Source organism: Mesorhizobium comanense (genome assembly GCF_005503535.1).
Taxonomy (GTDB): Bacteria; Pseudomonadota; Alphaproteobacteria; order Rhizobiales; family Rhizobiaceae; genus Mesorhizobium; species Mesorhizobium comanense.
This window is the reverse complement of sequence record NZ_SCNN01000014.1, coordinates 92051-115939: the sequence shown is the minus strand read 5'-3', so window position 1 is coordinate 115939 and position 23889 is coordinate 92051. Positions and strand designations below refer to the sequence as shown.

The following is a 23889-nucleotide window of genomic DNA, read 5'->3' as shown; positions in this document are numbered from 1 at the left end:
AAACGTCCAGTTCCGGGTGCTCATTCCGGCTCTGTGGATTGTTATGCCAATCGCTTAGGATTATTGCGCATTGCGCACTTGTTTCGCCGGAAACGATTTGCTACACGCCGCGAGCCGGTCGGTTCCGGCTCCTACCACGTGCGGTCGTGGCGGAATTGGTAGACGCGCAGCGTTGAGGTCGCTGTGGGGCAACCCGTGGAAGTTCGAGTCTTCTCGACCGCACCATTCTCCCTCCCGAAATCCGATTTGTGTCAGCCGCCGCCATGGCGGGCAGGGCGCATTTCGTTTGATATGTCCGAGCGTTACCCTTGGTATGCACTCGGCGACGGGCACCAAGCGTTCATGACGGCTGGACCTCTGGCCCATTCGGCAGATCGACGGTCACGACCAGGCCGGTTGGCTGGTTGTCGTGCAACTCGATCTTTCCGCCGTGGCCCTGGATGATATCGGCCACGATCGACAGGCCGAGGCCAAAACCGTGCTTCGACGCAACGCCGCGCGACATGTCCTCCTTGAAGAAGGGTTCGAAAACGCGGGCGCGCGCCGTCATCGAAATGCCCGGCCCATCGTCGCCGACCGCGATGCGCGCCGCTGTGTCGGTCTGCGTCAATGCGACGGTGACGTTGCCGGCGAATTTGACCCCGTTGTCGCACAGATTGGTGATCGCACGCGCCAGCGCATTGGGCTTGCACCAGCCCAGGAGCCTGTCCGGCCCGGAATAGGAAACGGAGAACCCTACATCGGAGAATTCGGCGCAGACGGTTTGCAGCACGCTGGCAATGTCGGCCCGCTGCAGCTTTTCCGTCGACACGTCGTTGCGCAGATAGGTCAGGGTCTCGTCGATCAGATCCTCGATGTGCTGGACATCGGACAATATGGCGGTTCGAACGAGGCCTTCATCCATGCGTTCGGCGCGAAGCCGCAGCCGTGTCAACGGCGTGCGCAGGTCGTGACTGACGCTGCGCAGCATACGCGTGCGGTTCTCGATCATCGTGCGGATACGTGTCCTCATCCTGTTCAGCGCGCGCGCCAGCCCGATCATTTCGATGGAGCCGCGTTCGGCGAAAAGCTCGTTGCCGTTCTCGATGCCTGCTTCCCCCACTGCGTTGGCGATGCGCTTCAACGGCTCGGTCACGGCCCAGACCGCAAACAGCCAGATCAGTACGGGCAAGGCGACGAAAGCCATGAACCTGTAGAACGAGACACGGACGAAGCCTGATGTCAGCCAGGAATCGGGCATGCCGAAATGCGCCAGGACACTCTGGCGGTCCAGATCGATGACAAACGCGTATTGGCCACCGATCCTTATCCAGCGCCCGGCGATCGGGCCGCTCTCGATCTGGAGAAGCCATGCGATGCTTCGCCATTGCAGATAGGAATCCGGAATATTGCTGGTCTGTTGCCTGGGCAGGATCTTGAAATCGAAGCCGGCGCGCGCTGCCGCGGCCAAAACAGCGGCGCGGGCTTCGGTTGGCGTTTCGCGCAACAGGGCAGCGACGACACCGGCCCGTCTGGCACTGTCTTCGACGACGGGAAGGTTGGTATTTTCGATCAAACCTTCGACGGCCGATCCGGCGGACATGATCGCGATCACGGCCATGAAAATGATCGCCGCGAACTGCCCACGCACCGACTGCGGCAGGAAGCGGCGGACCAGGCGCCTCACGCTTCCTCCACCGTCGCGGTGAAGATATAGCCACCCAGCCGGACGGTTCTGAGAAGAACCGGATCGCGCGCGTCCTTTTCGATCTTCTGGCGGATTCGGCTGACATGGACGTCGACGCTTCGCTCGATCGGGCCGGCAAGCCCGGCATGGGTTACGCTGAGAAGCTCCTCGCGCGACAGGACCCGGCCCGCATTGCGGCAGAACGCAAGCAGCAGATCGAACTCATGCGTCGTGGTGGCGACCCGCGCATTGCTGGGATCGTGCAATTGCCGGCGAACGGGATCGATGCGCCAACCGTTGAAGCGAAGCACCTTCGACCGGTCCCGCTCATCGGGAGCGTAAGCCGTGCGGCGCAGCAATGCCCGTATCCTGGCTGTCAGTTCGCGCGCGCTGAACGGTTTCGTCACATAGTCGTCGGCGCCGATCTCCAGTCCGAAGATGCGGTCGATTTCCTCGCCAAGCGCGGTCAGCATCAGGATCGGCACGTTCGTCTGCGCGCGAAGCCGGCGGCAGATGCTGAGACCGTTCTCGCCAGGCAGCATGATATCGAGCACGATGAGATCGAATTTCTGGTTGCGGAGAACGGCGTTCATGCGCACGCCGTTGCCGGCGATCTCCACGGTCATGCTGTTTTCGGTGAGCGTCTCGCCCAGCATGCGCGCGATCTCGATATCGTCTTCGACAATGAGGATATGCGGGCCTTGCCTTGGCGATTTGAACTCGGCGTTCAGATCGATCCGGCCAGAACCTGCCGCTGCCTGCATTGCTGGGTGTGTGGGCATTAGAACCGATATCCGACGAGAAGCATCCCCGAGGGCTGGATCTTGTCGACAACCACGGGGCTGTCGGCAGCGTCCCCCACAAGAATGCCGACCCCCGCCTGGCCGCGCATCATCCAGTTCCGATCGAGCATATATGTGGCGGAAATCGAAAAATCGGCGCGCTTTAACCCGGCGCCGGCATCATACCGTGCCAACCCCGAGCGAGCCGATTGTTCCGGCGTGACGCCGAAATAGGCCTGCATGTATTTCTCGTCGGCGAAGACGACCGATGCGCCGGCGCCGACAATCAATGACGGGGACAGAGGCCGGGTCACCTCGATGCCAAGCGTGCCCTCCATGCCGTCGCTGCCGCCGATGGTCTTGTCCAGTTGCGCGTAGATTTTGGCCGGGCCGAACTTCACCGCCGCCCTGGCGCCGACCACCGCGCCCATGTCGACATCCCCCAGGCCGCGCAGATGGTCGGAATCGTCTTCCTTGCGGCCCATGTCGTAGCCAAGCCGCGCACTGAGTTCAAACGGCCCTTGTTCATAGAGGGCGATGTTGGCGCCCGTCGGATCTATTCTTACCGTGTCGCGGAATGTTGCCGATATGAACGGCACCGGCAGGACCTTGAACTCGTTGCTGCCCTCGTATTTGGGGACGATGATGGCGCCACCGCCAAGGACGACATGCCAGCCGGCCAATTTCTGTTCGAAGCGCCCGAAACGCGAGGGATCGGGCGACGCTGTCGGATCCTCGGTGTCGACAGCAATGGCGTCCGCGGCCAGCGCGATCTGCGAATGCGTTGAAAGCAGGATTGCCACCGCGGCGAGAGAGGCCCGGCCGGCGAAGAGTCCAGAAACCACCTTGAACATGCATGCTCCAGAGCAGTGAGGCAGTAAGAGCCCCTGATGCCCGGACTATTTCAGGTGAAAGCGGCTGCATGCGTGAAGTGATGTTAAGTTTTGTTGCGCAATCTTGGCCCGATCTTGGCTCCGTGCGTGCGCGTTTCTGGAACGGCGAAGCCTTCAAACCTAGGAGCGTTTCATCGCCCCCGCGTGAAGACAGGCCGGCAAGCCGGTGGGCCCAACACCGTGCAGAACTGGACCGGCGTCAGGTCTCGGTATCTTGCTGTATCCTGAGGCAGAGTCGCCGCCGGCATCTTTGCGTCCCCTGAGGGCCGGCCGGCGCGATAGGCGAGCGCGATCCCGGCGGGCGATCGGTAGATGCGCAACGTATAGCATGATGTCGTCTGAAAACCGCTTCACACTTTTCGGCATCATGCCCTGGTTTGGCGCCATAATAGCAAGTATTTTCAATCGCTTCCATCTCCATGTGTCCCACGTCAACCTCAGCGCGGGACACGACCACTCGCTCAACGGCTGCGCGCGCCAACTCCAGTGCTCGACGTGCTGGGTATGAACCTCGCTCGTCTTCGTCTCTGAATGACCGAGAATCGCAACGATCTCAAACTGGCTGCACCCGAGTTTGGCCAAGCCCTTGCTTACCCGTGAGCAGACAGGTGGCCTGGGCGGCATCTTCGCACCGGCGCTTGAATATCGCCGACATGCTGTCCCTGCTCACGTACGGCCCAGCCATGTTCGCCCGCCGCCGAAGCGCAGGCCTCTTTAGCGTCTGCTTGACAAGTAACGTGCCGGAAGGCAGCTTTCTTGGCTAACAGGAGATGTGATGAAAAAGGCTTACCAACGGCCGGCGCTGGCAAAAAAAGATCGGCTATCCGTGGTGACGGCCCAGGCCGGACCGTCATCTGGCCAACCAGTCTCTTGCGAGAATACTCCGCAGGGCTGCGCATGAAGTCGTGGACCCGTGTCGTAACCTATTGACCTACAAGGCCATGCCGGCGCAGCGCATCGGACATATCGGTCCCGGATTTCCGCCATTTGGAGCGATGTCGCGAGCCTCGTCGACCACGCCAAAGTTTTCAATCCGACCTCAGCCTTCCTTGGCGACTTAGCGAGCCAAGCCGCCGTGTTGACGGCAAGAACCGCAGTCCAGCTGGCTCCGGGTAGCGGAATTTCGCGACCGCCTTCCGATGGCGGATTTAGGCAATTGCCGTCCGGCAGCGCGTATGCGTTTGTAGGGTCGTCAGGACCCTCGGAAGGACATGCATATGCTCACTCCCATGCGTGCGATCGTCGTCGGCGGCGGTTGCGTTGGCGCCGGCATTCTCTATGGGCTGGCCAAGCGCGGCTGGAGCGACATCGCCCTGCTGGAGCGGACGCAGCTCACGGCCGGTTCGACATGGCATGCCGCAGGTCTCATCCCGTCCTATGCGCGCAGCCTCAGCGTCGGCCGCATGATCGCCAAGTCGATCGAGATCTACGAGGGCCTCGAGGCAGAGACAGGCCAGAAGGTCGGCTGGCACAAATGCGGCCAGCTGCGCATCGCCAATACGCGCGACCGGCTCGACGAGTACCGCAGCTATATGGATGTCGCCGACGTTCAGGGCGTGCGGGCGAGGATCGTTTCTCCGTCGGAGGCCCGCGAAATCTGGCCGCTACTCAACAACAGCGGCATGCTTGGCGCGCTCTATCATCCTGATGACGGCCATATCGCGCCGGCCGATGTGACCCAGGCCATGGCCAAGGGCGCGCGCGACCTTGGCGCGAAAATCCATCTGGGCACCGAGGTGACCGGCTTCGAGCGCATGCGTGGGGGCGAGTGGAAGGTGAGGAGTTCGCGCGGCGACTTCGTCTGCGAGCACGTCATCCTGGCTACGGGCAATTATGCGCGACAGACCGGCGCGATGCTGGGCCTCGACATTCCCGCCATCCCGATCGTGCATCAGTACTGGATCACCGAGGCGGTGCCCGAAATTGTCGAGCGCAAACGGCTAGGCCTTCCGGAAATGCCGATCCTGCGCGACGAGGGGTACGAGGGCTATCTGCGCGAGGAGGGCGACGGGCTGATGTTCGGCCCCTACGAACGCACCGAACAGCTCAAGCTGTTCGCCGAGAACGGGGTGCCGGAATGGTTCGGCGCCGACCTTCTCGACGAGGATTTCGACGCCGTTTCGTGGAACTGGGAGCGGGCGAGCGAACTGGTGCCCGCACTCGGGCGGGCCGGCATCAAGCGCAATGTGCGCGGTCCGTTCCAGATGACGGCCGACGAGCTGCCGCTGATGGGGCAGGCCTGGGGCCTCGACAATGTCTGGCTTGCCGAAGGCGTGCCGGGCGGCATCCTGTGGGGCGGGGCGATCGGCCATTATCTTTCCGAGCGGATTGTCGAGGGCGGCAACAGCATAGACACGACGGAACTGGATCCGCGACGCTTCGGCGACCATGCCAACAAGAACTGGACCCGGGAAAAGGTGAGGGAAGCCTGGGGCACGCATGCCGCCCAGCATTTTCCCGGACAGGACATGCCGGCGGCGCGGCCGCAGAAGACGGCTCCTTCCTACGAGCGCCTGAGCCAGCTTGGGGCGGTGTGGGATGTTCTGAACGGCTGGGAGATGCCCAGTTGGTTCGCACCCTCCGGTGTCGAGGCGAGAAACGTCTACAGTTGGCGCTGGACCGCCAAGGGCGCGTATGTCGGCGAGGAGGTCCAGGCTGTCCGCCAGGCCGTCGGTCTGGTCGAAATGACACCGATGACCAAGTTCGAGGTGCGCGGGCCGGGCGCTGAACGCTGGCTCGACGGGATCCTCGCCAACCGCTTGCCGCGCCCCGGTGGCGTCACGCTTGCCCATCACCTGACGCCGGCCGGTGGGGTGCAGGCCGAATACGTGGTGGCGCGGTTGCGCGACGACCTCTTCTACCTGATCTCGACGCCACGCGCCGAGCGCTGGAATTTCGATGACCTCAGCCGGTTGCTGCCGCGTGACGGCAGCGTGGACCTCACCAATGTCACCAATGATCGCGGCTGCTTCACCGTGGTCGGCCCAAAGGCCCGTGACCTCTTGCAGCCGCTGACCGAGATCGATCTGTCCAACGAGGCTTTCCCTCGGTTCGCCGTGCGATCGGGTACGGTCGGCCTTGCCAGTGACGTGCGGATCATGCGCGTCAACTATTCGGGCGAACTCGGCTGGGAGCTCTATCACCCGCTTTGCTATCAGCGGCATTTGCTTGATGCGCTGCTGGCGTCAGGACAGGTGCATGGACTGAGGCTGGTTGGCCTGCAGGCGCTGGAATCGCTGCGCCTCGATAAGTCCTATCGGGCCATGTACCGCGACATGAACCCGGAACTCTCCGCCTGGGAAAGCGGTCTCGACCGCTTCATCAGGCTCGACAAGGGCGATTTCATCGGGCGCGCCGCCCTGGCCGTGAAGCAGAAGCATGTCGCCACGCACAGGATCGCCACGCTGATCATCGATACGGAAGGCGCCAGCGCCTTTGCCCATGAGGGTGTTTACCACGGGGAAAGGCTGGTCGGCCGCGTCACCTCGGCGGGTTATTCCTATACGCTCGGCCGCGACATTGCGCTCGCGCTGCTTCCGCCGGACCTTGGAACCCCCGGCATCGAGCTGGAGGTTTCCATCCTCGGCGAGCGGCGTCCGGCCAAGGTGGTACCGGATTCACCCTATGATCCCAAGGGCGATCGCGGGCGCATGTGAGGAGAACTGGAGGCGGCCGACAGACCTGCCTCCAGTCGCATCGGTCAACGCGGTCACGCGGCCTTCTTCACACGCGTCAGCGTATCCGCCACGACCTCGCCAAACGACGACGGCGTCGGTACGATGACGACGCCGGCTTCCTTGAGGATCTCGACCTTTTCCTGGGCCGACTCGCCGAAGGCTGAGATGATGGCACCGGCGTGGCCCATGCGGCGGCCTTTGGGGGCGGAGAGGCCGGCGATATAGGCGATCAGGGGCTTGCGCATATTGTCGCGCGCCCAGATCGCGGCTTCCGCTTCCTGCGGGCCACCGATCTCGCCGATCATCACCACGGCGTCGGTTTCGTCGTCGTGCTCGAAGAGCTTCAATATGTCCTTGAACGAAGAGCCGTTGATCGGATCGCCGCCGATGCCGACGCTGGTCGAGACGCCGATGCCGAGCGCCTTCATCTGCGAGGCCGCCTCGTAGCCCAGCGTGCCGGACCGTCCGACGATGCCGACGCGGCCGGGCAGGTAGATGCTTCCCGGCATGATGCCCATCAGCGCCTGTCCCGGCGTGATGATGCCCGCGCAGTTGGGGCCAACCAGCCGCATGCGGTCCTCGAAGCGGTAGCGGCGCATGTAGCGCTTGACCTGCATCATGTCCTGCGAGGGGATGCCGTCGGTGATGCAGACGCAGAGCTTTATGCCGGCGTCCGCTGCCTCCATGATCGAATCGGCGGCGAAGGGCGGCGGCACGAAGACGATGCTCGCCTCCGCGCGGGTTTCGCGCACCGCGCCCTTGACGGTGTTGAAGACCGGCAGGCCGAGATGCGTCTGGCCACCCTTGCCGGGGGTGACGCCGCCGACCAGCTTGGTGCCGTAGCGCTTCATATCCTCGGCATGGAAGCTGCCGATCTTGCCGGTGAACCCTTGCACGATGACGCGCGTGCTGCGGTTGAGCAGGATTGCCATTTCTCGACCTCCCTCAGGCTGCTTTTTTGTTCCTGGCCGAGCGCCATGCGGCGACGGCCTTTTCGGCGGCTTCGGCCAACGTGTCGGCGACGATCACCGCCTCGCCTGAATCGGCAAGGATGCGGCGGCCTTCCTCGGCCCGCGTGCCGGAGAGCCGCACCACCAGGGGGACTTCGACGCCGACCTCGCGGATCGCCTTGATGACACCCTCGGCGACCCAGTCGCAGCGATTGATGCCGGCAAAGATGTTGACCAGGATGGTCTCGACATTCTTGTCGCCGAGCACGGCGCGAAACGATTTCGCAACGCGTTCGGGCGAGGCGCCGCCACCAATGTCGAGGAAGTTGGCCGGTTCGCCGCCGGCGATCTTGATCATGTCCATGGTCGCCATGGCGAGCCCCGCGCCGTTGATGATGCAACCGATGCTGCCATCCAGCCCGACATAGGAGAGGCCACGGTCGCTGGCGAAGGTTTCGCGCGGGTCTTCCTGGCTCTTGTCGCGCAGTTCCGAGATTTCGGGCCGCCGGAACAGCGCGTTTTCGTCGAACGACATCTTTGCATCGAGGGCGACGAGGCTGCCGTCGCGCGTCACCACCAGCGGATTGATCTCCAGCATTGAGGCATCGTAGTCGCGGAACACCTGGTAGCAGCTGAAGATGGTTTCGGTCGCCTTGCCGATCAGGCTGTCCTCCAGCCCGAGCCCGAAGGCGATCTCGCGCGCCTGGAAGCGCTGCATGCCGACGCCGGGATCGACGGTGGCGCGGATGATCGAATCCGGCGCCGTCTCGGCGATCTCCTCGATCTCCATGCCGCCGGCTGCCGAGGCGACGATCATCACGCGCTCCTCCTTACGGTCGAGAACGAAGCCGAGATAGAGTTCCTGCGCGATGTCGACGGCTTCCTCCAGATAGAGGCGCGAGATCAGCTTGCCGCGCGGGCCCGTCTGCTGGGTAACCAGCTTGCGACCGAGCATCGCCTCGGCGGCGCTGGAGATCTCCTCGTCATTGGCGCACAGCTTGATGCCACCGGCCTTGCCGCGCGCGCCGGAATGAACCTGCGCCTTCAGCACCCATCTGCCGCCGCCGATCTCGCGCGCCCGGTAGGTTGCCTGTTCCGGGCTGTAAGCCAGGCCGCCGCGCGGCACATGCACGCCGTGGCGGGCGAGCAGTTCCTTGGCCTGATATTCGTGAATGTCCATCTTGTCCTCCCGGTATTTTCTACTGCGCGGCGATTTGGGGCTGGCCGGCGCGCTCGATGGCCTCGTTGACCACCAGCACGTTGCGGGCCATGCGTTCGGACGCCGCGTCGATCATCTTGCCGTCGAGTGCTGCCGCGCCCTTGCCCTGCGCTTCTGCCTCTCTCAGCACCTCCAGAATGCGTCTGGCCCGCGTGACCTCCTTCTCCGGCGGGGAGAAGACGTCGTTGGCCAAGGCGATCTGCGAGGGATGGATCGCCCATTTGCCCTCGATGCCGAGGGCCGCGGCGCGCCTGGCGCCGGCGATATAGCCCTCGGGATCGGAGAAATCCCCAAACGGCCCGTCTATGGCCCGCAGGCCGTAGGCCCGGCAGGCGACCGTCATGCGCGACAGCGCGAAATGCCACTGGTCGCCGGGATAGTCGGGGTTAAGGCCGCCAATGTTGACGGTGCGCGCCTTGCAGCTCGCGGCATAGTCGGCGACACCGAAATGCATGGCTTCCAGCCGTCCCGGCGTGGCGGCGATGGCCTCGACATTGGCCATGCCGAGCGCGGTTTCGATCAGGGCCTCCAGCCCGACGCGGGTCTTGAAACCCTTCGCCATCTCGATCTGGTTGACCATGGCCTCGACCATATAGAGATCGGCGGGCACGCCGACCTTCGGCACCAGGATCGTGTCCAGCCGGTCGCCGGCCTGTTCCATGACGTCGACGACGTCGCGGTACATGTAGTGGGTGTCCAGCCCGTTGATGCGCACCGACACGGTCTTGCCCCTGGCGCGCCAGTCGATGTCGTTGAGGGCCTGGATGATGTTCTTGCGGGCGCGTTCCTTGTCGGGTGGCGCGACCGCGTCCTCGATGTCGAGGAAGACGAAATCGGCGGCGCTGCTGGCGGCCTTGTCGATCATCTCCGGGCTTGAGCCGGGAACCGCCAGTTCGCTGCGCTGGAGTCTCAATTTCTTGAGGTGGTTGATGGTGTGGCTCATCGTCGGTTCCCTCAGGCGGCTTCGGCGACCGGCACCGTGGCCGAAGCGCGAAAATGCTGGATGGCGGCGCCGACGCCGGAGCCGGGCGCCAGCCGCACGCCGCAATCGAGCAACGCCAATTCCGCCGCCGACAGCGACGACAGCACCATCACCTCGTTCAGCCAGCCGAGATGGCCGATGCGGAAGACTTTGCCGAACACCTTGTTGAGGCCGCCGCCGAGCGAGGTCTGGTAGGTGCGGTAGGCTCGCTTGACGACGTCGCCGCTGTCGATGCCGTCGGGCACCAGGATCGCGCTCACCGTATCGGAATGCCATTTCGGCGCCTTGGCACAGAGCTTCAGGCCCCAGGCGTCGACCGCCTTGCGCACGCCTTCGGCGAGGCGATGGTGGCGGGCGAAGATATTCTCCAACCCTTCCTCCGCGATCAGGTCGAGCGAGGCGCGCAGGCCGCGCAGCAGCTGCGTCGCCGGCGTGTAGGGGAAATGGCCCGCGTCGTTGGCGCGGATCATGTCCTCGAAGGAGAAGAAGCAGCGCCGGTGTGTCGATGTCCTCGAAGCAACAAGCGCCTTCTTGCTGACCGAGAGGAAGCCGAGGCCGGCAGGCAGCATGAGACCCTTCTGCGAACCGCTGACGGCGCAGTCGACGCCCCATTCCTCCTGGCGGAAGTCGATCGAGCCGATCGAGGAGACGCCGTCGACGAAAAGCAGCGCCGGATGGTTCGCCTCATCGAGCGCGGCGCGGCAGCCGGCGACATCGCTGGTCACGCCGGTCGCGGTCTCGTTCTGCGTGCAGAAGATTGCCTTGATGCGGTGCGCCTTGTCGGCCTTCAGCCGCTCGGCGTAGAGCTCGAGCGGCACGCCGGTGCCCCATTCGCAGTCGATGACGTCGACCTCGAGGCCAAGCCGCTCGGCCATGTCGACCCACAGGTGAGAGAACTGGCCGAAACGCGACATCAGCACCCGGTCGCCGGGGCTGAGCACGTTGGTCATCGCCGCCTCCCAGGCTCCGGTGCCGGACGACGGATAGATGAAGACGCGGCCGGTCTCGTTCTTGAAGACGCGTTTGATGTCCTCGAACAGCGGCAAGGTGAGATCGGGGAAGGATGCGGCGCGCATATCCTCCATCGGCAGGTTCATGGCCTGCCGGACCTGTTCGGGGATGTTGGTCGGTCCGGGAATGAAAAGATGGGTGAAACCGGCCATGGTGCGAACTCCTCCTGATCCAGCAAAGCGGTGGTGGGGAGTTTCGTTTCGCCGGCGAATGGCAACAACACCTTGGCGGGTAACATCTCGCGGCGGGCGGGTGGGGTGAGCCTACCCGCATGGCCTACCCGTCCGCGTAGCCGCAGACCTAGCCGAGAGGCTGTTTCTGGGGCCGCTTCTCGCGCGCATAGAGCGCGACGGCCATCGCCCGGTTGCGGACGTCGAGCTTGTCGTAGAGATTCTTCAGGTGGTACTTCACGGTATTCTCGGAAATGCCCGTGCGCGTGGCAATCTGCAGATTGGTCCAGCCGTCGGAAAGCACAGCCAGCAGTTCGCGCTCGCGCACCGTAAGTTGGGCGAGGGGCGTGTCGTTGACCTTGTTGATGTCGATATAGGGGATGCAGATACGCCCGTGCGCGACCGCCAGGATGGTATCGAAGATGATGGCCGGATCGTCGAACTGGAAGCAGTAGCCCTGCGCGCCCAGCCGCACGCACTGCTTCAGGATGCCGATGTCATGGTCGTTCGAAAAAACGGTGACGCGCACATCGAGCTTGCGTTCCTGAATCTCCGCCAGCACATCGGCGCCGTCCATGTCGGCCAGCTTCCAGCCGATGACGGCGACATCGAAGCCGCCAGCCATTGCCAGCTCCAGGAATTGCCTGCCGCTCTGCACGGTGCTCTGCAATTCGAAGCGGCCGTCGCATTCGAGCATTTCGCGCAGCGCCGATATGACGAACGGATTGCGCTCGGCGACGACGATGCGTATGCGCCGCTCGCCAATTGCCTTGCTCGTTTTCGCGGGCTTGCTGTTCAAGGGGTGTTTCTGTCCCTGGCTGATCGCGCGCACCATCGAGTGCATCCCGGGCCCGGCGTGCCGCCTAGACCCACATCATGACAATTCTGCCGCAACCGCGCGGGGGTGCTCTTTCCCCAGCGACATCGGCTGTCGCGCTGGCTGAACCCAATTTTTGGGGGAGGCGACCGGCAGGCGTTGGCCAGGCCAGCCATGCGCGATGCCTTCTTCGCGGTGACGGGGGGCTGACGGGAGAGCACGCGTTTCGTTTGATATTCCGAGCGTTAGGGCGATAAGTTCTTAGATCGAATCGTGTCGCGCCAGAAACCCCGGCTTCCGTCTTGAAGTCCGGCGTTTCAAATCCGAGGCACAGTTTTGCGGGATGGGGAGGCGCTGGTGGAGGAGAAGCAGACGATCCCCGCCAGGGCGGCCGACGACGCCCATGCCGATATCTATGGCGAGGATGGCGCGGTCCTGTCGTCCTTCCTGACCCAGATCGGGGCGGCGATCGCCGATCGCGACACGCTGGCCCTCAAGCATGAAGTCGATCACCTGCACCAGTCGGAACTCGGCGACCTGATCGAGGCGTTGCATCCCGAGCAGCGGCGCGCGCTGGTCGAGTTGCTGGGCGCTGACTTCGACTTTTCGGCGCTGACCGAGGTCGACGAGGCGATCCGCATGGAGATCGTCGATCACATGCCCAATGCGCAGATCGCGCAGGCGGTGCAGGAACTCGATTCCGATGACGCGGTCTACATTCTCGAAGACCTGGAGAAGGAAGATCAGGACGAAATCCTGTCGCAGCTGCCGTTCACCGAGCGGATCAGGCTGCGCCGCTCGCTCGATTATCCCGAAGAGACCGCCGGCCGGCGCATGCAGACGGAATTCGTCGCGGTGCCGCCGTTCTGGACCATCGGCCAGACCATCGACTACATGCGCGAGGACAAGAACCTCCCGGACCGCTTCAGCCAGATCTTCGTCATCGATCCGAGCTTCAAGCTGCTGGGAGCCATCGACCTCGACCAGATCCTGCGCACCAAGCGCGCGGTCAAGGTCGAGGACATCATGCATGAGACGCGGCACGCCATCCCGGCCACAATGGACCAGGAAGAGGCGGCGCGGGAATTCGAGCAATACGACCTTCTGTCGGCCGCGGTCGTCGACGAGAACGAACGGCTTGTCGGCGTGCTGACCATCGACGATGTCGTCGACGTCATCCAGCAGGAAGCCGAGGAAGACCTGCTGCGCATGGGCGGCGTCGGTGACGAAGAGCTGTCCGACACCGTGCTTGCAACCTCGCGCTCGCGCGTTCCGTGGCTGCTGGTCAACCTCGTCACGGCATTTCTGGCCGCATCGGTCATCGGCCTGTTCGACCACACGATCGAGCGGATCGTGGCGCTCGCCGTGCTGATGCCGATCGTCGCCGGCATGGGCGGCAATGCCGGCTCGCAGACGATGACCGTCACCGTGCGGGCGCTGGCAACGAAGGACCTCGACATCTACAACGCCGCGCGAATCATACGCCGCGAAATGGGCGTGGGCTTCATCAACGGCATGGTTTTCGCGGTCCTGATCGGCATCGTGGCCGCCATCTGGTTCGGCGATCCCAATCTGGGCGGCATCATCGGGGCGGCGATGATCATCAACATGTTTGCGGCGGCCCTTGCCGGCATCCTGATCCCGCTGCTGCTCGACCGGTTCAAGATCGATCCGGCCGTGGCTTCGGCGGTTTTCGTCACCACCGTCACCGACTGCGTCGGTTTTTTCGCGTTCCTCGGCCTGGCGAGCTGGTGGTTCGGCGTCCGCTAGCCGCCACAATTGACTTTTACGTAAATGCCGTGCGAGGCTTGCGCGGGGTGCAGCGTCGATTCCGGCGGGGCAAGGGCTTGGTTCGGGACGGGGTTGCCCGGATTCCGGCATGGAGACACAATGCGGGAATATTACTCGATTACCGAACTGACCCGCGAATTCGACGTCTCGACGCGAACGCTGCGCTTCTACGAGGACGAGGGGCTGGTGCAGCCGGTGCGGCGCGGCCGCACGAGGCTGTTTCGCCCGTCCGACCGCCATCTCATCCGGCAGATCATGCGCGGCAAGCGGCTCGGCTTCTCGATCAACGAGATCCGCGAGATCATCCAGATGTACAAGGAGCCGCCTGGCGAGGTCGGCCAGCTCAAGCTGATGATCAAGCGCATCGAGGAAAAGCGCGAGGATCTCAGGCAAAAGCGCCGCGACCTCGAAGAGACGCTGGCCGAACTCGACCAGGCCGAAGAGTCCTGCGTCGAGCGGCTGGTGGAGCTCGGCGTCAATACCTGACGCCGGTCAAATCCAGCGGCGCACCCGCTTGGCGTAGTCGCGATATTTCTTGCCGAACTTCGCCGCCAGTATCTTTTCCTCCCCCTCGATCGCGACCTTCTGGGTGACGAAGGCGGCGATGAAGGCAAACAGCAGGAACCACGCTATTCCCGAGACGAAGGCGACACCGATCAGCATCAGCGTCAGCGCCAGATAGATCGGATTGCGGGTGATGCCGAACGGGCCCGTGGTGACGAGATGGTCCGGCAGGGCTGTGGGACTGAGCGTGGTCTTTGCCTGCATCATGGCGCGGATGGCGGTGATCCAGAGCGCGGCGGCGCCGAACAGCGCCACCCAGCCGGCGGCAAACAGGATGTCGCCGAGGAGGTCACCGATCCAGGGCAGGGGATAGAGCATGCCGAGAATGACGCTGATGGCGATCGCGGCGGCATAGATCACCGGAGGCCATGGTATCACCCCGGGCTTCGGCTCGCTCATTGTGTCCCTCCCTCGCTCATCTTGTCCTCCGTGCTGGCGGTGCATGTGCCGGCGAGGTCGGACAGATGGGTTCTGAAGTCCGCAGTCTGGTCGTTGTTGTAGAGCCGATCAAGAGAGCCTTCGCCTTCGAGCGTTTCCAGCATGCATCCGCAATAGCTGGAACAGAAGGTCGCGTTACGCGTCTGCTCGCAGGAGCGCTGGCAGGTTTTCAGGAAGTTGACCTGCGGCGTTTCGACCTGAGCCGGCATCACTTGCGAGAACAGCCACACGCAGCCGATCAGCAGCGGCTGGTGGATCAGGTAGAAGGCAAGGCTGTGGCGGCCGATGAACACCAGCGGGTTCGACCAGCGGCCGGGTGAAAGGCTGGCCACGCGCGCCCGCAAGCCGGCGGTGGAAGCGAGTTTCGCCACCCCCATGCCGACAAGCACCGCGCCGAACCAGGGAAACAGCGGCACATAGTCGTTGGAACGCGGGTTGATAGCCGACAGGCCTATCCACCAAAGCCAGGGGTGATCCAGTGCCTCGAAGCGCAGATAGACGGGCGCCGCGATGACCAGCGCGGCGGCGGCGAGCGTGACCAGAGCAGGCAGCCGCAGGAAGGCGAGGCCGAGCAGGCTGGCAAGGGCGATCTGATGCAGGATGCCGAAGAAGATGAACCCATCGGGCGTGGCGATGCGGGTGACGGCCGAAATCGCGATCGCCGCGCCGGCAACCATGGCGAACCGCTTCCAGAAGCCGTTCCAGCGGATCTGCCGACCATGGGCGAGGTAGAGGCTGACGCCGACCAGGAACAGGAAGGTCGAGGCGATGCAGCGCGCATAGATCTTCCACCAGCCAAAGGCGGTAAGGCCGGGATCGGTGTAGCCGAAAAATTCCAGGTCCCAGGTGAAGTGATAGCTCGCCATGGCCAGCAGCGCGATGCCGCGCACGATGTCGATGGCAATGATGCGCTGGGATGGCTCCCGAACGGGTGCGGTTTGCGTTTGGATGCTCATGGTCTCGCGATCTGATTCAGCCCGCCTGAGCACTATCACGGTTGTACCGGACAGAAGAAGGCCGCGCATGGGCCGGCCGCCGCAGACCGGGCGCCGCTTTGGGCCAGAGGCTGGAAGCCTTTGACCGACTTCGTTTTTTGCCGGATAGGGGTCGGTTTCCTCTTATCGGGTCGCGAACGACCATCGCAGATTGGAACCGCGATTCTGCTTTGGGGAAGCAATGTCCACCCATGTGCGCCACCCGATCTGGCTCCCGGCCCTGAAGGCCGCGGATGCGCGCACCTTCGCTTCGCTCTACGCGGTGGAATCGTTCGCGCGCGCCACCGTATCGAGCGTCATCCCGATCCAGGCCTACGAGATCCTGCACAACGAGCAGATCGTTTCGATCCTCTACACGGTCGTGGCAATGATGGGCCTGTCGGTGACGCTGTTCATGCCGATGCTGATCCGCCGCTTCGCCCGGCGCTGGGTCTATACGGCCGGCGCCTGCCTGCTTGCGATCGGCTCGTTGTTCTTCGTCACCCATACGCTGGCCGGGCAAGTTGCGGGCATGCTGTGCCGCGTCATGGGCGCCAGCGCGCTGGCGGTCACGCTCAACCTCTACATCATGGACCATATCCGCAAGACCGACTTCATGCAGGCTGAATCGCTGCGCATGGCGTGGTCGATGTTCGCGTGGACAGGCGGGCCGACGCTCGGCATTTTCCTCTACGCGCATTTCGGCATCTATGCCGCGCATGGCGCGGTCGCGGTTTTCGCGATGGCCTTGCTGGCGCTGTTCTGGTTCTACCGGCTCAGCGACAACCAATCGATCCAGCCGGGCAAGACGCGGCCGGCCAATCCGTTGGCCAATATCGGCCGGTTCGTTACGCAGCCGAGGCTCAGGCTGGCATGGTTGATCGCGTTCGGCCGCTCCTGCTTCTGGACGACGTTCTTCGTCTACGGCCCGCTGTTCATGGTCATCACGGGGCAAGGCGACCTGGCGGGCGGCCTGCTGGTCTCGGCCGGCAACGCGCTGTTGTTCATGGCGATTTTCTGGGGCAAGGCGGGAAAACGCTTCGGCGGCCGGCGCACCATGACATTTGCCTATTTCGCCATGTCGGCGATGCTTCTGGCGGCCGGTACGGTGGGCGCATCGGCACCGCTGCTCACCGGCGGCTTTCTTTTGGGCGGCGCGTTTTTCACCATCGCGCTCGATGCACTGGGCTCGACCGCGTTCATGCGCTCGGTGCGATCCTACGAGCGGGCGCAGATGGCAGCGGTCTACCGGACCTATCTCGATTTTTCCGAACTGACGCCGCCGCTGGTCTACTCCATTGTGCTGGCGTTCTTCGGGTTGGGGTCGGTGTTCGTCACGCTCAGCCTGCTGGCGGCCTTTTGCGGGTTTGTCACCTGGCGCTATCTGCCGAAATCGCTCTGAAGTCAGGGCGAAAGCGCCGCGTGGTGGTCGCGCACCCAATTGTGGAAGCGGTGCAATTCATATTCCTCGGGCATCAGCACGCCGGCTGCGTGACGGGCCGAGCGCAGGCCTTTCTGGTTGACCTCGCAGATCGCGGCGTCCTCCTCGAGCACCTGCGTGCCGAAGGCAACGATGTTGTCGATGTCGGTCGAGGCGAGCATCTCGGGCGTGAACAGCCATTCGGCGACCAACCCGGTCTGTTCCGGGCCGAGCGGCACCAGGCGCACCGACCTGACATAATCGACATGACCGACGATGAACATCGAGGGCAGGCTGGTGGCATAGGTCTGGCCGGCGGCGCGTTCGGCCGGGGTCAGGCCCGGAAAGACCGGCCCATGCGCCTTGCCGTCGCGCGACCAGGTTTCGGCGCCCGCGCGCAGGCCCCCGGAAAACTCCGGCGCGTCATTGTCGGCGTGACGGGCCCATTCAGGGTCGTCATGCCGGCCCATCAGGCCGCGGCCATAGATCGGCACCAGCCGCGACAGGTCCTTGTGCACGCCTGGACAGTGCAGGCACTCGTTGAAATTTTCCCAGAAGATCTTCCAGTTGCAGTTCATCACCTTGCGCAGGACATGGCCTGTCACCAGCGTTTCCAGCGGCCAGTTGCCGAGATTGCCCGAACCCGGGTCGAACGACGACTGCGCCGAGCCCTCGGCATCCTCCTGGAGGTTGATGAACACGAAGCCACGCCACACCGAAAGGGCGACGCGGTAGAGCGGATGGTCTGATTTGTCGAAACCGGCCGGCAGCGATTTCGACGGCACGCGCACGAGATCGCCGCGCAGCGAGTAGGACCAGGCGTGGTAGGGGCAAGTGATGAGCCGCGCCTTCAGCTTACCCTCGCTTTCCTGGCAAAGCTGGGACCCGCGGTGGCGGCAGGTGTTGTGGAAGGCGCGCAGTTCACCCGTCTCGTCGCGCAGGACGACGATTTCCTGTGTGCCGACGCGGAAGGTGCGGAAGGCGAGCGGTTGAGCCAGGTCGGCCTCGCGGCAGACGAGCAGCCAGCTTCGATACCAGATGGCGTCGAGATCGCGCTGGTAGGTCCCGCCGTCCCAATAAGCGGATGAGGGCAGCGTCGGCTTGGCCTCGGTCAGGCCGTTATAGGGATCGCGCTCGCTGGCAATGGGCTGCATGGCTGGGGGCTGCATGGCTGGCTTCCTGTGAGGTCGCCAGCCGACACTGGACCATGATAATTGTCAATTGTCGCGCGGATGCTCCCCGTTTGCATGGCGCAATCGCGTTGGTCGCTGGCGGAATTTGGTTTGCCGCATGTCCTGATTTTGCCTATAGTCCGGCCGTCGTCGGTTCCGCTTTGGAGCCAAGAGGGAATGCGGTGCGGGTGAAATTCTTGCCCAATGCCGTGGCTGCCCCCGCAACTGTGTGCGGTAGTCCTCTCCATACGCCACTGAAGGTTTTTCTTCGGGAAGGTGGGGAAGGGCGCTGATCCGCGAGCCAGGAGACCTGCCGGCGACGGTAAAACTGACTTACAGGCCCTCGGGAGGAGGGCGAAAGGACATAGATGAACACCGCTTCCGTTTCCCTCGGCGCTTCCGTTTCCTCGCAGTCGCGCTTCATGCAGCTGGCGCTCGCGGCCCTGCTCGGCACTTTCATCATCGGCTTTGTCGGTTTCTCGCATATCGACGCGGTGCATAACGCCGGTCATGACAACCGCCACTCGATGGCGTTTCCCTGCCACTGATAGGGATCTGACATCATGAATCTGTTTCGCAACGTCGTGTTCATCGCGGCGATCGCCGGGCTCGTGGCCGGGGTCGTCCTCGCCTGCATGCAGGCCTATGCCACCGTGCCGCTGATCCTCAAGGCGGAAGTCTACGAACAGGCCGAAGGCGGCCATAATCACGACCACGCCGCCGCTCCGGCGGCGCCGGCCGATGCCGCCAGCGGCAATGCTATGAGTTCGGCCGCCCCGGCGGCGTCGAATGCCATGACCCCGGCTCCGGCCGCGGCCGCCGCACCCGAAGAAGACGAGGGCTGGGCGCCGGCCGATGGTTTCGAGCGGTTTGCCTTCAACGTCGTTTCCAACGTCGTCACCGGCATCGGCTTCGCGCTGATCCTGGTCGCCGTCTCGGAATTCGCCGGCGGCATCGGCAACTGGCGCCAGGGTGTGTTCTGGGGCCTGGCCGGTTTTGCCATATTCACGCTGGCACCGGGCCTCGGCCTGCCGCCGGAACTGCCGGCCATGCCCGCGGCCGACCTTACCCAGCGCCAGATCTGGTGGCTGGCGACCGTGGTTGCAACCGCCATCGGGCTCGGCCTGATCGCGTTCCGCAAATCCTTGCCGCTGGCAATCCTTGCCGTCCTGCTGATCGTTGCTCCGCATATTGTCGGCGCGCCGCAGCCCGACAGCTTCGAGACGCCGATCCCGGAAGGGCTGCACCACCAGTTCGTGGTCGCGGTGACGCTGACGAACCTGGTGTTCTGGCTGGTTCTCGGCGCCGTGGTCGGCGTGGTTCGCGGCCGCTTCACCGGCACCGCGACCAGCCTGCGCGACAGCTTTGCCTGATCGCGGCAAGCTGGCTTTCATCATCGGCGGTGCGCGCTCAGGAAAGAGCGCGCACGCCGAAACCCTTTTAACCGCCTTGCCACCGCCATGGGTCTATATCGCCACCGCGCAAGCCTATGACGACGAGATGCGCGAGCGCATCGCGCTGCACCGCTCGCGGCGCGGCCAGGGCTGGACGACCATCGACGCGCCGCTCGATCTTTGCGAGGCGCTCGAGGCCCTGCCGGAGGGCCAGCCGGTGCTCGTCGACTGCCTGACGCTGTGGCTGACCAATCACATGCTTGCCGATCACGACGTGACCGCCCAATGCCGGCGCCTCACCGACGTGCTGTCGCGGCCGCGCGGGTCGTGGTTCGTGGTCTCCAACGAGGTCGGCCAGGGCATCGTGCCGGACAATGCGCTGGCCCGGCGTTTTCGAGACGATGCCGGACGGTTGAACCAGCAGGTCGCGGCGATCGCCGATACGGTGCTGCTGATGGTGGCGGGGCTGCCGCTGAAAGTGAAGTGAGATGACCGACGACAAGACCATCGACGACAAGGACGAAGAACGCCATCGCGCCAAGATGGCCAAGCGCAAGGCCGTCCAGGACGCCGAGGTGGCGGCCAAGACGATCGAGAAGGGACTGCTCATCGTCAACACCGGCCCGGGCAAGGGCAAGACAACCGCCGCCTTCGGCCTGGCGCTGCGGATGCTTGGCTACGGCAAGCGCGTCGGCGTCGTCCAGTTCATCAAGGGCAAATGGCACACCGGTGAGAAGGACGCTTTCGCCGCCTTCGGCGAGCGTGTTGTCTGGCATGCGATGGGCGAGGGTTTTACCTGGGAGACACAGGACCTGAAGCGCGATATCGCCGCCGCTGAAGCCGCCTGGGCCAAGGCACTGGAGCTGATTGCGGATCCGTCTATCAGTCTGGTCGTGCTCGACGAACTCAACATCGCGCTGCGCTACGACTATCTCGATCTGGAGAAGGTGGTTGTGGCGCTCAAGGCGCGCCGCGAGGACCTGCATGTCATCGTCACGGGCCGCAACGCCAAGCCGGCGCTGGTCGAGGCGGCCGACCTCGTGACCGAGATGGGGCTGACCAAGCACCATTTCTCGGCGGGCGTGAAGGCGCAGCAGGGAATCGAGTTTTGAGATCCGCTATCCCCTTTTGTGGGTAAGCATTCAAGTCTGGTCGCCAATGCTCCCAGCGAGGCTCCCTTCCTTTCCCTCCGGAGGGGGGAAAGGTGGCGCTGCGAAGCAGCGACGGATTGGGGGAAGGCGGTTATCGAACGCGCGGCCGCAGACTGGCAGGCGCGACCCGGCGGGTGCGCAAACGCGACTGCCGAGCTGGTCGACCCCCACTCCGTCTCGGCTTCGCCGAGCCACCTCTCCCCCGATCGACGGGGGAGAGGAAAGGCGCGAACCTGTTGCAGCCCGGCTCGCTTCCTCCCCTTCGGAGAGAACTCACAAGGGTGAGGGTGAAGTCACGCCAGAACCGCGATCACCGAGACCACCCCGAACAGCGCGATCAGCAGATAGTCGGCGACGCGGTAGAGTTTCAGCGCACGCCTGATGTCCGCGCTGTCGACATCGCGGCGGCCGCCTTCGCCCATGAAGACGTCGTCGACCACCACGCCGCCATAGCTGCGCGGCCCGGCCAGGGCCAGGCCGAGCGCACCGGCCATCGCCGCTTCCGGCCAACCGGCATTGGGCGAGCGATGCTTTCTGGCGTCGCGCTGGACAGCTTGCCAGGCGTTGCGCGGATCGGCGCCTTTGACCAGGAGGGCGGCGACGACGATGAGCAGGGCGGTCAGACGGGATGCCGGCAGGTTGATCCAGTCGTCGAAACGCGCCGCCGCCCAGCCGAACGCCTCATGGCGCGGCGTGCGGTGGCCGATCATCGAATCGGCGGTGTTGGCCGCCTTGTAGGCAGCACCTCCGGCGAGCCCGCCGACTCCGGTCCAGAAGGCGGGAGCGACGATGCCGTCTGAAAAATTCTCGGCCAGGCTTTCGATCGCGGCGCGGCAGACGGCGGCCCGGTCGAGCGTCTCGGGATCGCGGCCGACGATGCGCGAGACCGCGGCGCGGCCCATCGTCAGGCCGCCCGAATCGAGCGCGTCGGCGACGGCCTCGACATGCTCGTAAAGGCTCTTCTGGGACAGAAGCGACGTCGCCAGAAGCGCGGCAATGATCTGGCCCATGGGAACGAACCAGAGCAGCACAAGCTGGACGCCGAGGCCGATCAAGGCCGGCACCAGCACGATCACCAGCAGCGCCTGGACACCGCGTTGGCGACGCAGCGCGTCGGGATCAGCGGGGCGGTTGAGCCGCAGATCGAGAAAGGATATCAGCCTGCCGAACCAGGTTACGGGATGGCCGATGGCGCGGAACAGCCGGTCCGGGTAGCCGACCGGAAATTCGATGACCAATGACAGGAAAGCGATCAGGACTGACATGAAGCTTCTTGAAGGAGCGGTGGACCATGGCGGAAGTCTCGGCCGGGCGAGGGCGCTTTTCCCCAATGCCGTGCTGCCTTTCGTCGACCTCTCGACCGGTATCAATCCGCACTCCTACCCGCTTTTCGATCTCCCCGCCACCTCGCTGTGGCGGTTGCCGGAAGCCGCGCGCGCACGCGAGCTGATCGAGATCGCGGCAACAACCTATGGCGCGCCTTCACCAGCAAACATCGTCGCCGCACCGGGCACGCAGATCCTGCTGCCACGGGTGGCGTCGCTGGTTCCGCCCGGCAAGGCGCTCGTCCTGGGGCCGACCTATGCCGAACACGCCCGCGCCGCCGCGATCGCCGGACACGACGTGGTCGAGGTCAATGATTTCAGCGCGCTGGCGGGTGCCGACCTTGCCATCATCGTCAATCCGAACAATCCGGACGGGCGCATCATCGGGCGCGACAGGTTGCTCGCGCTGGCCTTGGACCTGCGCGCCAGAGGCGGGCTGCTGGTCGTCGACGAGGCGTTCATGGATGTCGGCCCGCGCGAGCACAGTCTCGCCGGCGATGTCGACCAGGGCGGTATCGTGGTGCTGCGTTCGTTCGGCAAGTTCTTCGGGCTGGCCGGCTTGCGGCTCGGGTTCGCGCTTTCCGATGCCGAGACCGTCAGACGGCTCGACACGCAGTTCGGGCCTTGGGCGGTCGCCGGACCGGCGCTGGAGTACGGCATTCGCGCGCTCGGTGATATCGCTTGGCAGGATGCGATGCGTGGTTCGCTGGCCGATGCGTCGGCACGGCTCGATGCGCTGTTCGGCCGTTTCGGCATAGCTGTGGCAGGCGGCACAACCCTGTTCCGCTATCTCGACCTGCCGGATGCCCCCGACCTGTTCTCGGCGCTCGGCGGCGCCGGCATCCTGCTTCGGCATTTCGCCGAGCGGCCGCATGCGTTGCGCGCAGGCCTGCCGGGGAACGAGGACGAATGGGAGCGGCTTGAGAGCGCCCTTGCCGTGTGGGCATCGCGACGCGAGGATCGCGGAAGGGGTGCGGAACGATGATCCATGTCTGCTCGCTGTCGAAGGTAGAGGAGACGGTGGCCAGGACCCGCGCCGAACGGCTGCTGTCCTTGCTCTCCGCTGGGACGGATGTGGTTCGTCCCGCCTCGATATCCAGGGAAAACCATCTGCACCTGGTCATGCACGATATTGCGATGGCGCAGGACGGCATGACCATGCCGGGCGAGGAGCATGTGCGAAACCTGCTCGATTTCGCGCGCCGCTGGGATCGCACGAAACCGATGGTGGTGCATTGTTACGCCGGGATAAGCCGCTCGACCGCTTCGGCCTACATCATCGCTGCCGCGCTGGCGCCGGACCGCGACGAACTGGAGCTGGCGCAGACGCTGCGCGCGCTCTCGCCCTCGGCAACGCCCAACCCGCGCCTGATCGCGGTGGCCGATGCGCTTCTCGACCGCGATGGCCGCATGGTCGCGGCGATCCAGTCCATCGGACGCGGCGCCGATGCCTTCGAAGGCACGCCGTTCGCGCTGAAGATCGATCGCTAGGC

At 64.4% G+C, this 23889-nt stretch carries 22 protein-coding genes, 1 tRNA gene and 1 riboswitch; of the genes, 11 read left to right on the top strand and 12 right to left on the bottom strand.

Annotated elements, in window-relative coordinates; all coding sequences use genetic code 11:
* Window positions 1-140 precede the first annotated feature (140 nt).
* A tRNA-Leu gene (locus tag FFS37_RS22895) sits at window positions 141-225 on the top strand.
* Between the two features lie 115 nt (window positions 226-340).
* On the opposite strand, the gene FFS37_RS22890 is transcribed toward FFS37_RS22895, so the two are convergent.
* From FFS37_RS22890 to FFS37_RS22880, 3 genes are read right to left on the bottom strand one after another with little or no spacing between them, the layout of a single operon-like run.
* Window positions 341-1666: a sensor histidine kinase gene (locus tag FFS37_RS22890; protein WP_137933234.1), complete on the bottom strand. Its 1326-nt coding sequence runs from the start codon at window positions 1664-1666 to the stop codon at window positions 341-343.
* Window positions 1663-2430, bottom strand: coding sequence for a response regulator (locus tag FFS37_RS22885; protein ID WP_171026377.1), 768 nt, complete (start codon window positions 2428-2430; stop codon window positions 1663-1665). The genes FFS37_RS22890 and FFS37_RS22885 overlap by 4 nt, the downstream gene beginning before the upstream one ends.
* A gap of 17 nt (window positions 2431-2447) precedes the next feature.
* Window positions 2448-3302: a MipA/OmpV family protein gene (locus FFS37_RS22880; protein ID WP_137933233.1), complete on the bottom strand. Its 855-nt coding sequence runs from the start codon at window positions 3300-3302 to the stop codon at window positions 2448-2450.
* 1256 nt (window positions 3303-4558) lie between these two features.
* Between FFS37_RS22880 and FFS37_RS22870 the strand changes: the two genes are divergently transcribed.
* Window positions 4559-6997, top strand: coding sequence for a GcvT family protein (locus FFS37_RS22870; protein ID WP_137933232.1), 2439 nt, complete (start codon window positions 4559-4561; stop codon window positions 6995-6997).
* A gap of 53 nt (window positions 6998-7050) precedes the next feature.
* On the opposite strand, the gene sucD is transcribed toward FFS37_RS22870, so the two are convergent.
* The 5 genes from sucD to FFS37_RS22845 all read right to left on the bottom strand — a co-directional run bounded on the left by sucD (window position 7051) and on the right by FFS37_RS22845 (window position 12101).
* Window positions 7051-7950, bottom strand: a complete 900-nt coding sequence (gene sucD / locus FFS37_RS22865) for a succinate--CoA ligase subunit alpha (RefSeq protein WP_137933231.1) — start codon at window positions 7948-7950, stop codon at window positions 7051-7053.
* Window positions 7951-7963: 13 nt separating this feature from the next.
* Window positions 7964-9148: a malate--CoA ligase subunit beta gene (locus tag FFS37_RS22860; RefSeq protein WP_137933230.1), complete on the bottom strand. Its 1185-nt coding sequence runs from the start codon at window positions 9146-9148 to the stop codon at window positions 7964-7966.
* Window positions 9149-9167: 19 nt separating this feature from the next.
* A complete protein-coding gene (locus tag FFS37_RS22855; RefSeq protein ID WP_137933229.1) occupies window positions 9168-10130 on the bottom strand; it encodes an HpcH/HpaI aldolase/citrate lyase family protein in 963 nt (320 codons plus the stop codon).
* An 11-nt stretch (window positions 10131-10141) separates the two neighbouring features.
* Complete coding sequence (locus tag FFS37_RS22850) at window positions 10142-11332, bottom strand: aminotransferase class V-fold PLP-dependent enzyme (RefSeq protein WP_137933228.1); 1191 nt, start codon at window positions 11330-11332, stop codon at window positions 10142-10144.
* 148 nt (window positions 11333-11480) lie between these two features.
* Window positions 11481-12101, bottom strand: coding sequence for a response regulator transcription factor (locus FFS37_RS22845; protein ID WP_137933304.1), 621 nt, complete (start codon window positions 12099-12101; stop codon window positions 11481-11483).
* A 423-nt stretch (window positions 12102-12524) separates the two neighbouring features.
* Here FFS37_RS22845 and mgtE point away from each other — a divergent pair, with 423 nt between their 5' ends.
* Both mgtE and FFS37_RS22835 read left to right on the top strand, forming a co-directional pair.
* On the top strand, window positions 12525-13937 hold the full coding sequence (gene mgtE / locus FFS37_RS22840; RefSeq protein ID WP_137933227.1) for a magnesium transporter: 1413 nt from the start codon (window positions 12525-12527) through the stop codon (window positions 13935-13937).
* Window positions 13938-14057: 120 nt separating this feature from the next.
* Complete coding sequence (locus tag FFS37_RS22835) at window positions 14058-14444, top strand: MerR family transcriptional regulator (RefSeq protein ID WP_006203215.1); 387 nt, start codon at window positions 14058-14060, stop codon at window positions 14442-14444.
* Between the two features lie 6 nt (window positions 14445-14450).
* On the opposite strand, the gene FFS37_RS22830 is transcribed toward FFS37_RS22835, so the two are convergent.
* Together FFS37_RS22830 and FFS37_RS22825 are read right to left on the bottom strand one after the other, a co-directional pair.
* Window positions 14451-14921, bottom strand: a complete 471-nt coding sequence (locus tag FFS37_RS22830) for a methyltransferase family protein (protein ID WP_137933226.1) — start codon at window positions 14919-14921, stop codon at window positions 14451-14453.
* Window positions 14918-15916: a heparan-alpha-glucosaminide N-acetyltransferase gene (locus FFS37_RS22825; RefSeq protein ID WP_137933225.1), complete on the bottom strand. Its 999-nt coding sequence runs from the start codon at window positions 15914-15916 to the stop codon at window positions 14918-14920. Before FFS37_RS22825 ends, FFS37_RS22830 begins: the two co-directional genes overlap by 4 nt.
* Before the next feature lie 220 nt (window positions 15917-16136).
* Here FFS37_RS22825 and FFS37_RS22820 point away from each other — a divergent pair, with 220 nt between their 5' ends.
* Window positions 16137-17336 carry an MFS transporter gene (locus FFS37_RS22820; RefSeq protein ID WP_137933224.1) on the top strand — a complete coding sequence of 400 codons (1200 nt, stop codon included), beginning with the start codon at window positions 16137-16139 and terminating at the stop codon, window positions 17334-17336.
* 2 nt (window positions 17337-17338) lie between these two features.
* Here FFS37_RS22820 and FFS37_RS22815 read toward each other — a convergent pair whose 3' ends face one another.
* On the bottom strand, window positions 17339-18508 hold the full coding sequence (locus tag FFS37_RS22815; RefSeq protein ID WP_137933303.1) for an aromatic ring-hydroxylating oxygenase subunit alpha: 1170 nt from the start codon (window positions 18506-18508) through the stop codon (window positions 17339-17341).
* A gap of 152 nt (window positions 18509-18660) precedes the next feature.
* Window positions 18661-18858: riboswitch (cobalamin riboswitch) on the top strand.
* Between the two features lie 36 nt (window positions 18859-18894).
* Between FFS37_RS22815 and FFS37_RS22810 the strand changes: the two genes are divergently transcribed.
* Genes FFS37_RS22810 through cobO form a run of 4 tightly spaced genes read left to right on the top strand, consistent with a single transcriptional unit; the run spans window position 18895 to window position 21032 of the window.
* Window positions 18895-19074: a CbtB domain-containing protein gene (locus FFS37_RS22810; RefSeq protein WP_027051280.1), complete on the top strand. Its 180-nt coding sequence runs from the start codon at window positions 18895-18897 to the stop codon at window positions 19072-19074.
* 15 nt (window positions 19075-19089) lie between these two features.
* On the top strand, window positions 19090-19899 hold the full coding sequence (locus FFS37_RS22805) for a CbtA family protein (protein ID WP_137933223.1): 810 nt from the start codon (window positions 19090-19092) through the stop codon (window positions 19897-19899).
* Window positions 19892-20407: a bifunctional adenosylcobinamide kinase/adenosylcobinamide-phosphate guanylyltransferase gene (cobU, locus tag FFS37_RS22800; RefSeq protein ID WP_137933222.1), complete on the top strand. Its 516-nt coding sequence runs from the start codon at window positions 19892-19894 to the stop codon at window positions 20405-20407. The genes FFS37_RS22805 and cobU overlap by 8 nt, the downstream gene beginning before the upstream one ends.
* A 1-nt stretch (window position 20408) precedes the next feature.
* A complete protein-coding gene (gene cobO, locus FFS37_RS22795; protein ID WP_137933221.1) occupies window positions 20409-21032 on the top strand; it encodes a cob(I)yrinic acid a,c-diamide adenosyltransferase in 624 nt (207 codons plus the stop codon).
* 332 nt (window positions 21033-21364) lie between these two features.
* Here cobO and cbiB read toward each other — a convergent pair whose 3' ends face one another.
* Complete coding sequence (cbiB, locus tag FFS37_RS22790; RefSeq protein WP_137933220.1) at window positions 21365-22336, bottom strand: adenosylcobinamide-phosphate synthase CbiB; 972 nt, start codon at window positions 22334-22336, stop codon at window positions 21365-21367.
* Between cbiB and cobD the strand changes: the two genes are divergently transcribed.
* Together cobD and FFS37_RS22780 are read left to right on the top strand one after the other, a co-directional pair.
* Window positions 22335-23381 (top strand): threonine-phosphate decarboxylase CobD, encoded by a 1047-nt coding sequence (gene cobD, locus FFS37_RS22785; RefSeq protein WP_137933219.1) that lies wholly within the window; start codon window positions 22335-22337, stop codon window positions 23379-23381. The two genes, cbiB and cobD, sit on opposite strands and share 2 nt — an antisense overlap.
* Window positions 23378-23887: a tyrosine phosphatase family protein gene (locus FFS37_RS22780; protein WP_137933218.1), complete on the top strand. Its 510-nt coding sequence runs from the start codon at window positions 23378-23380 to the stop codon at window positions 23885-23887. The genes cobD and FFS37_RS22780 overlap by 4 nt, the downstream gene beginning before the upstream one ends.
* Window positions 23888-23889: the final 2 nt, after the last annotated feature.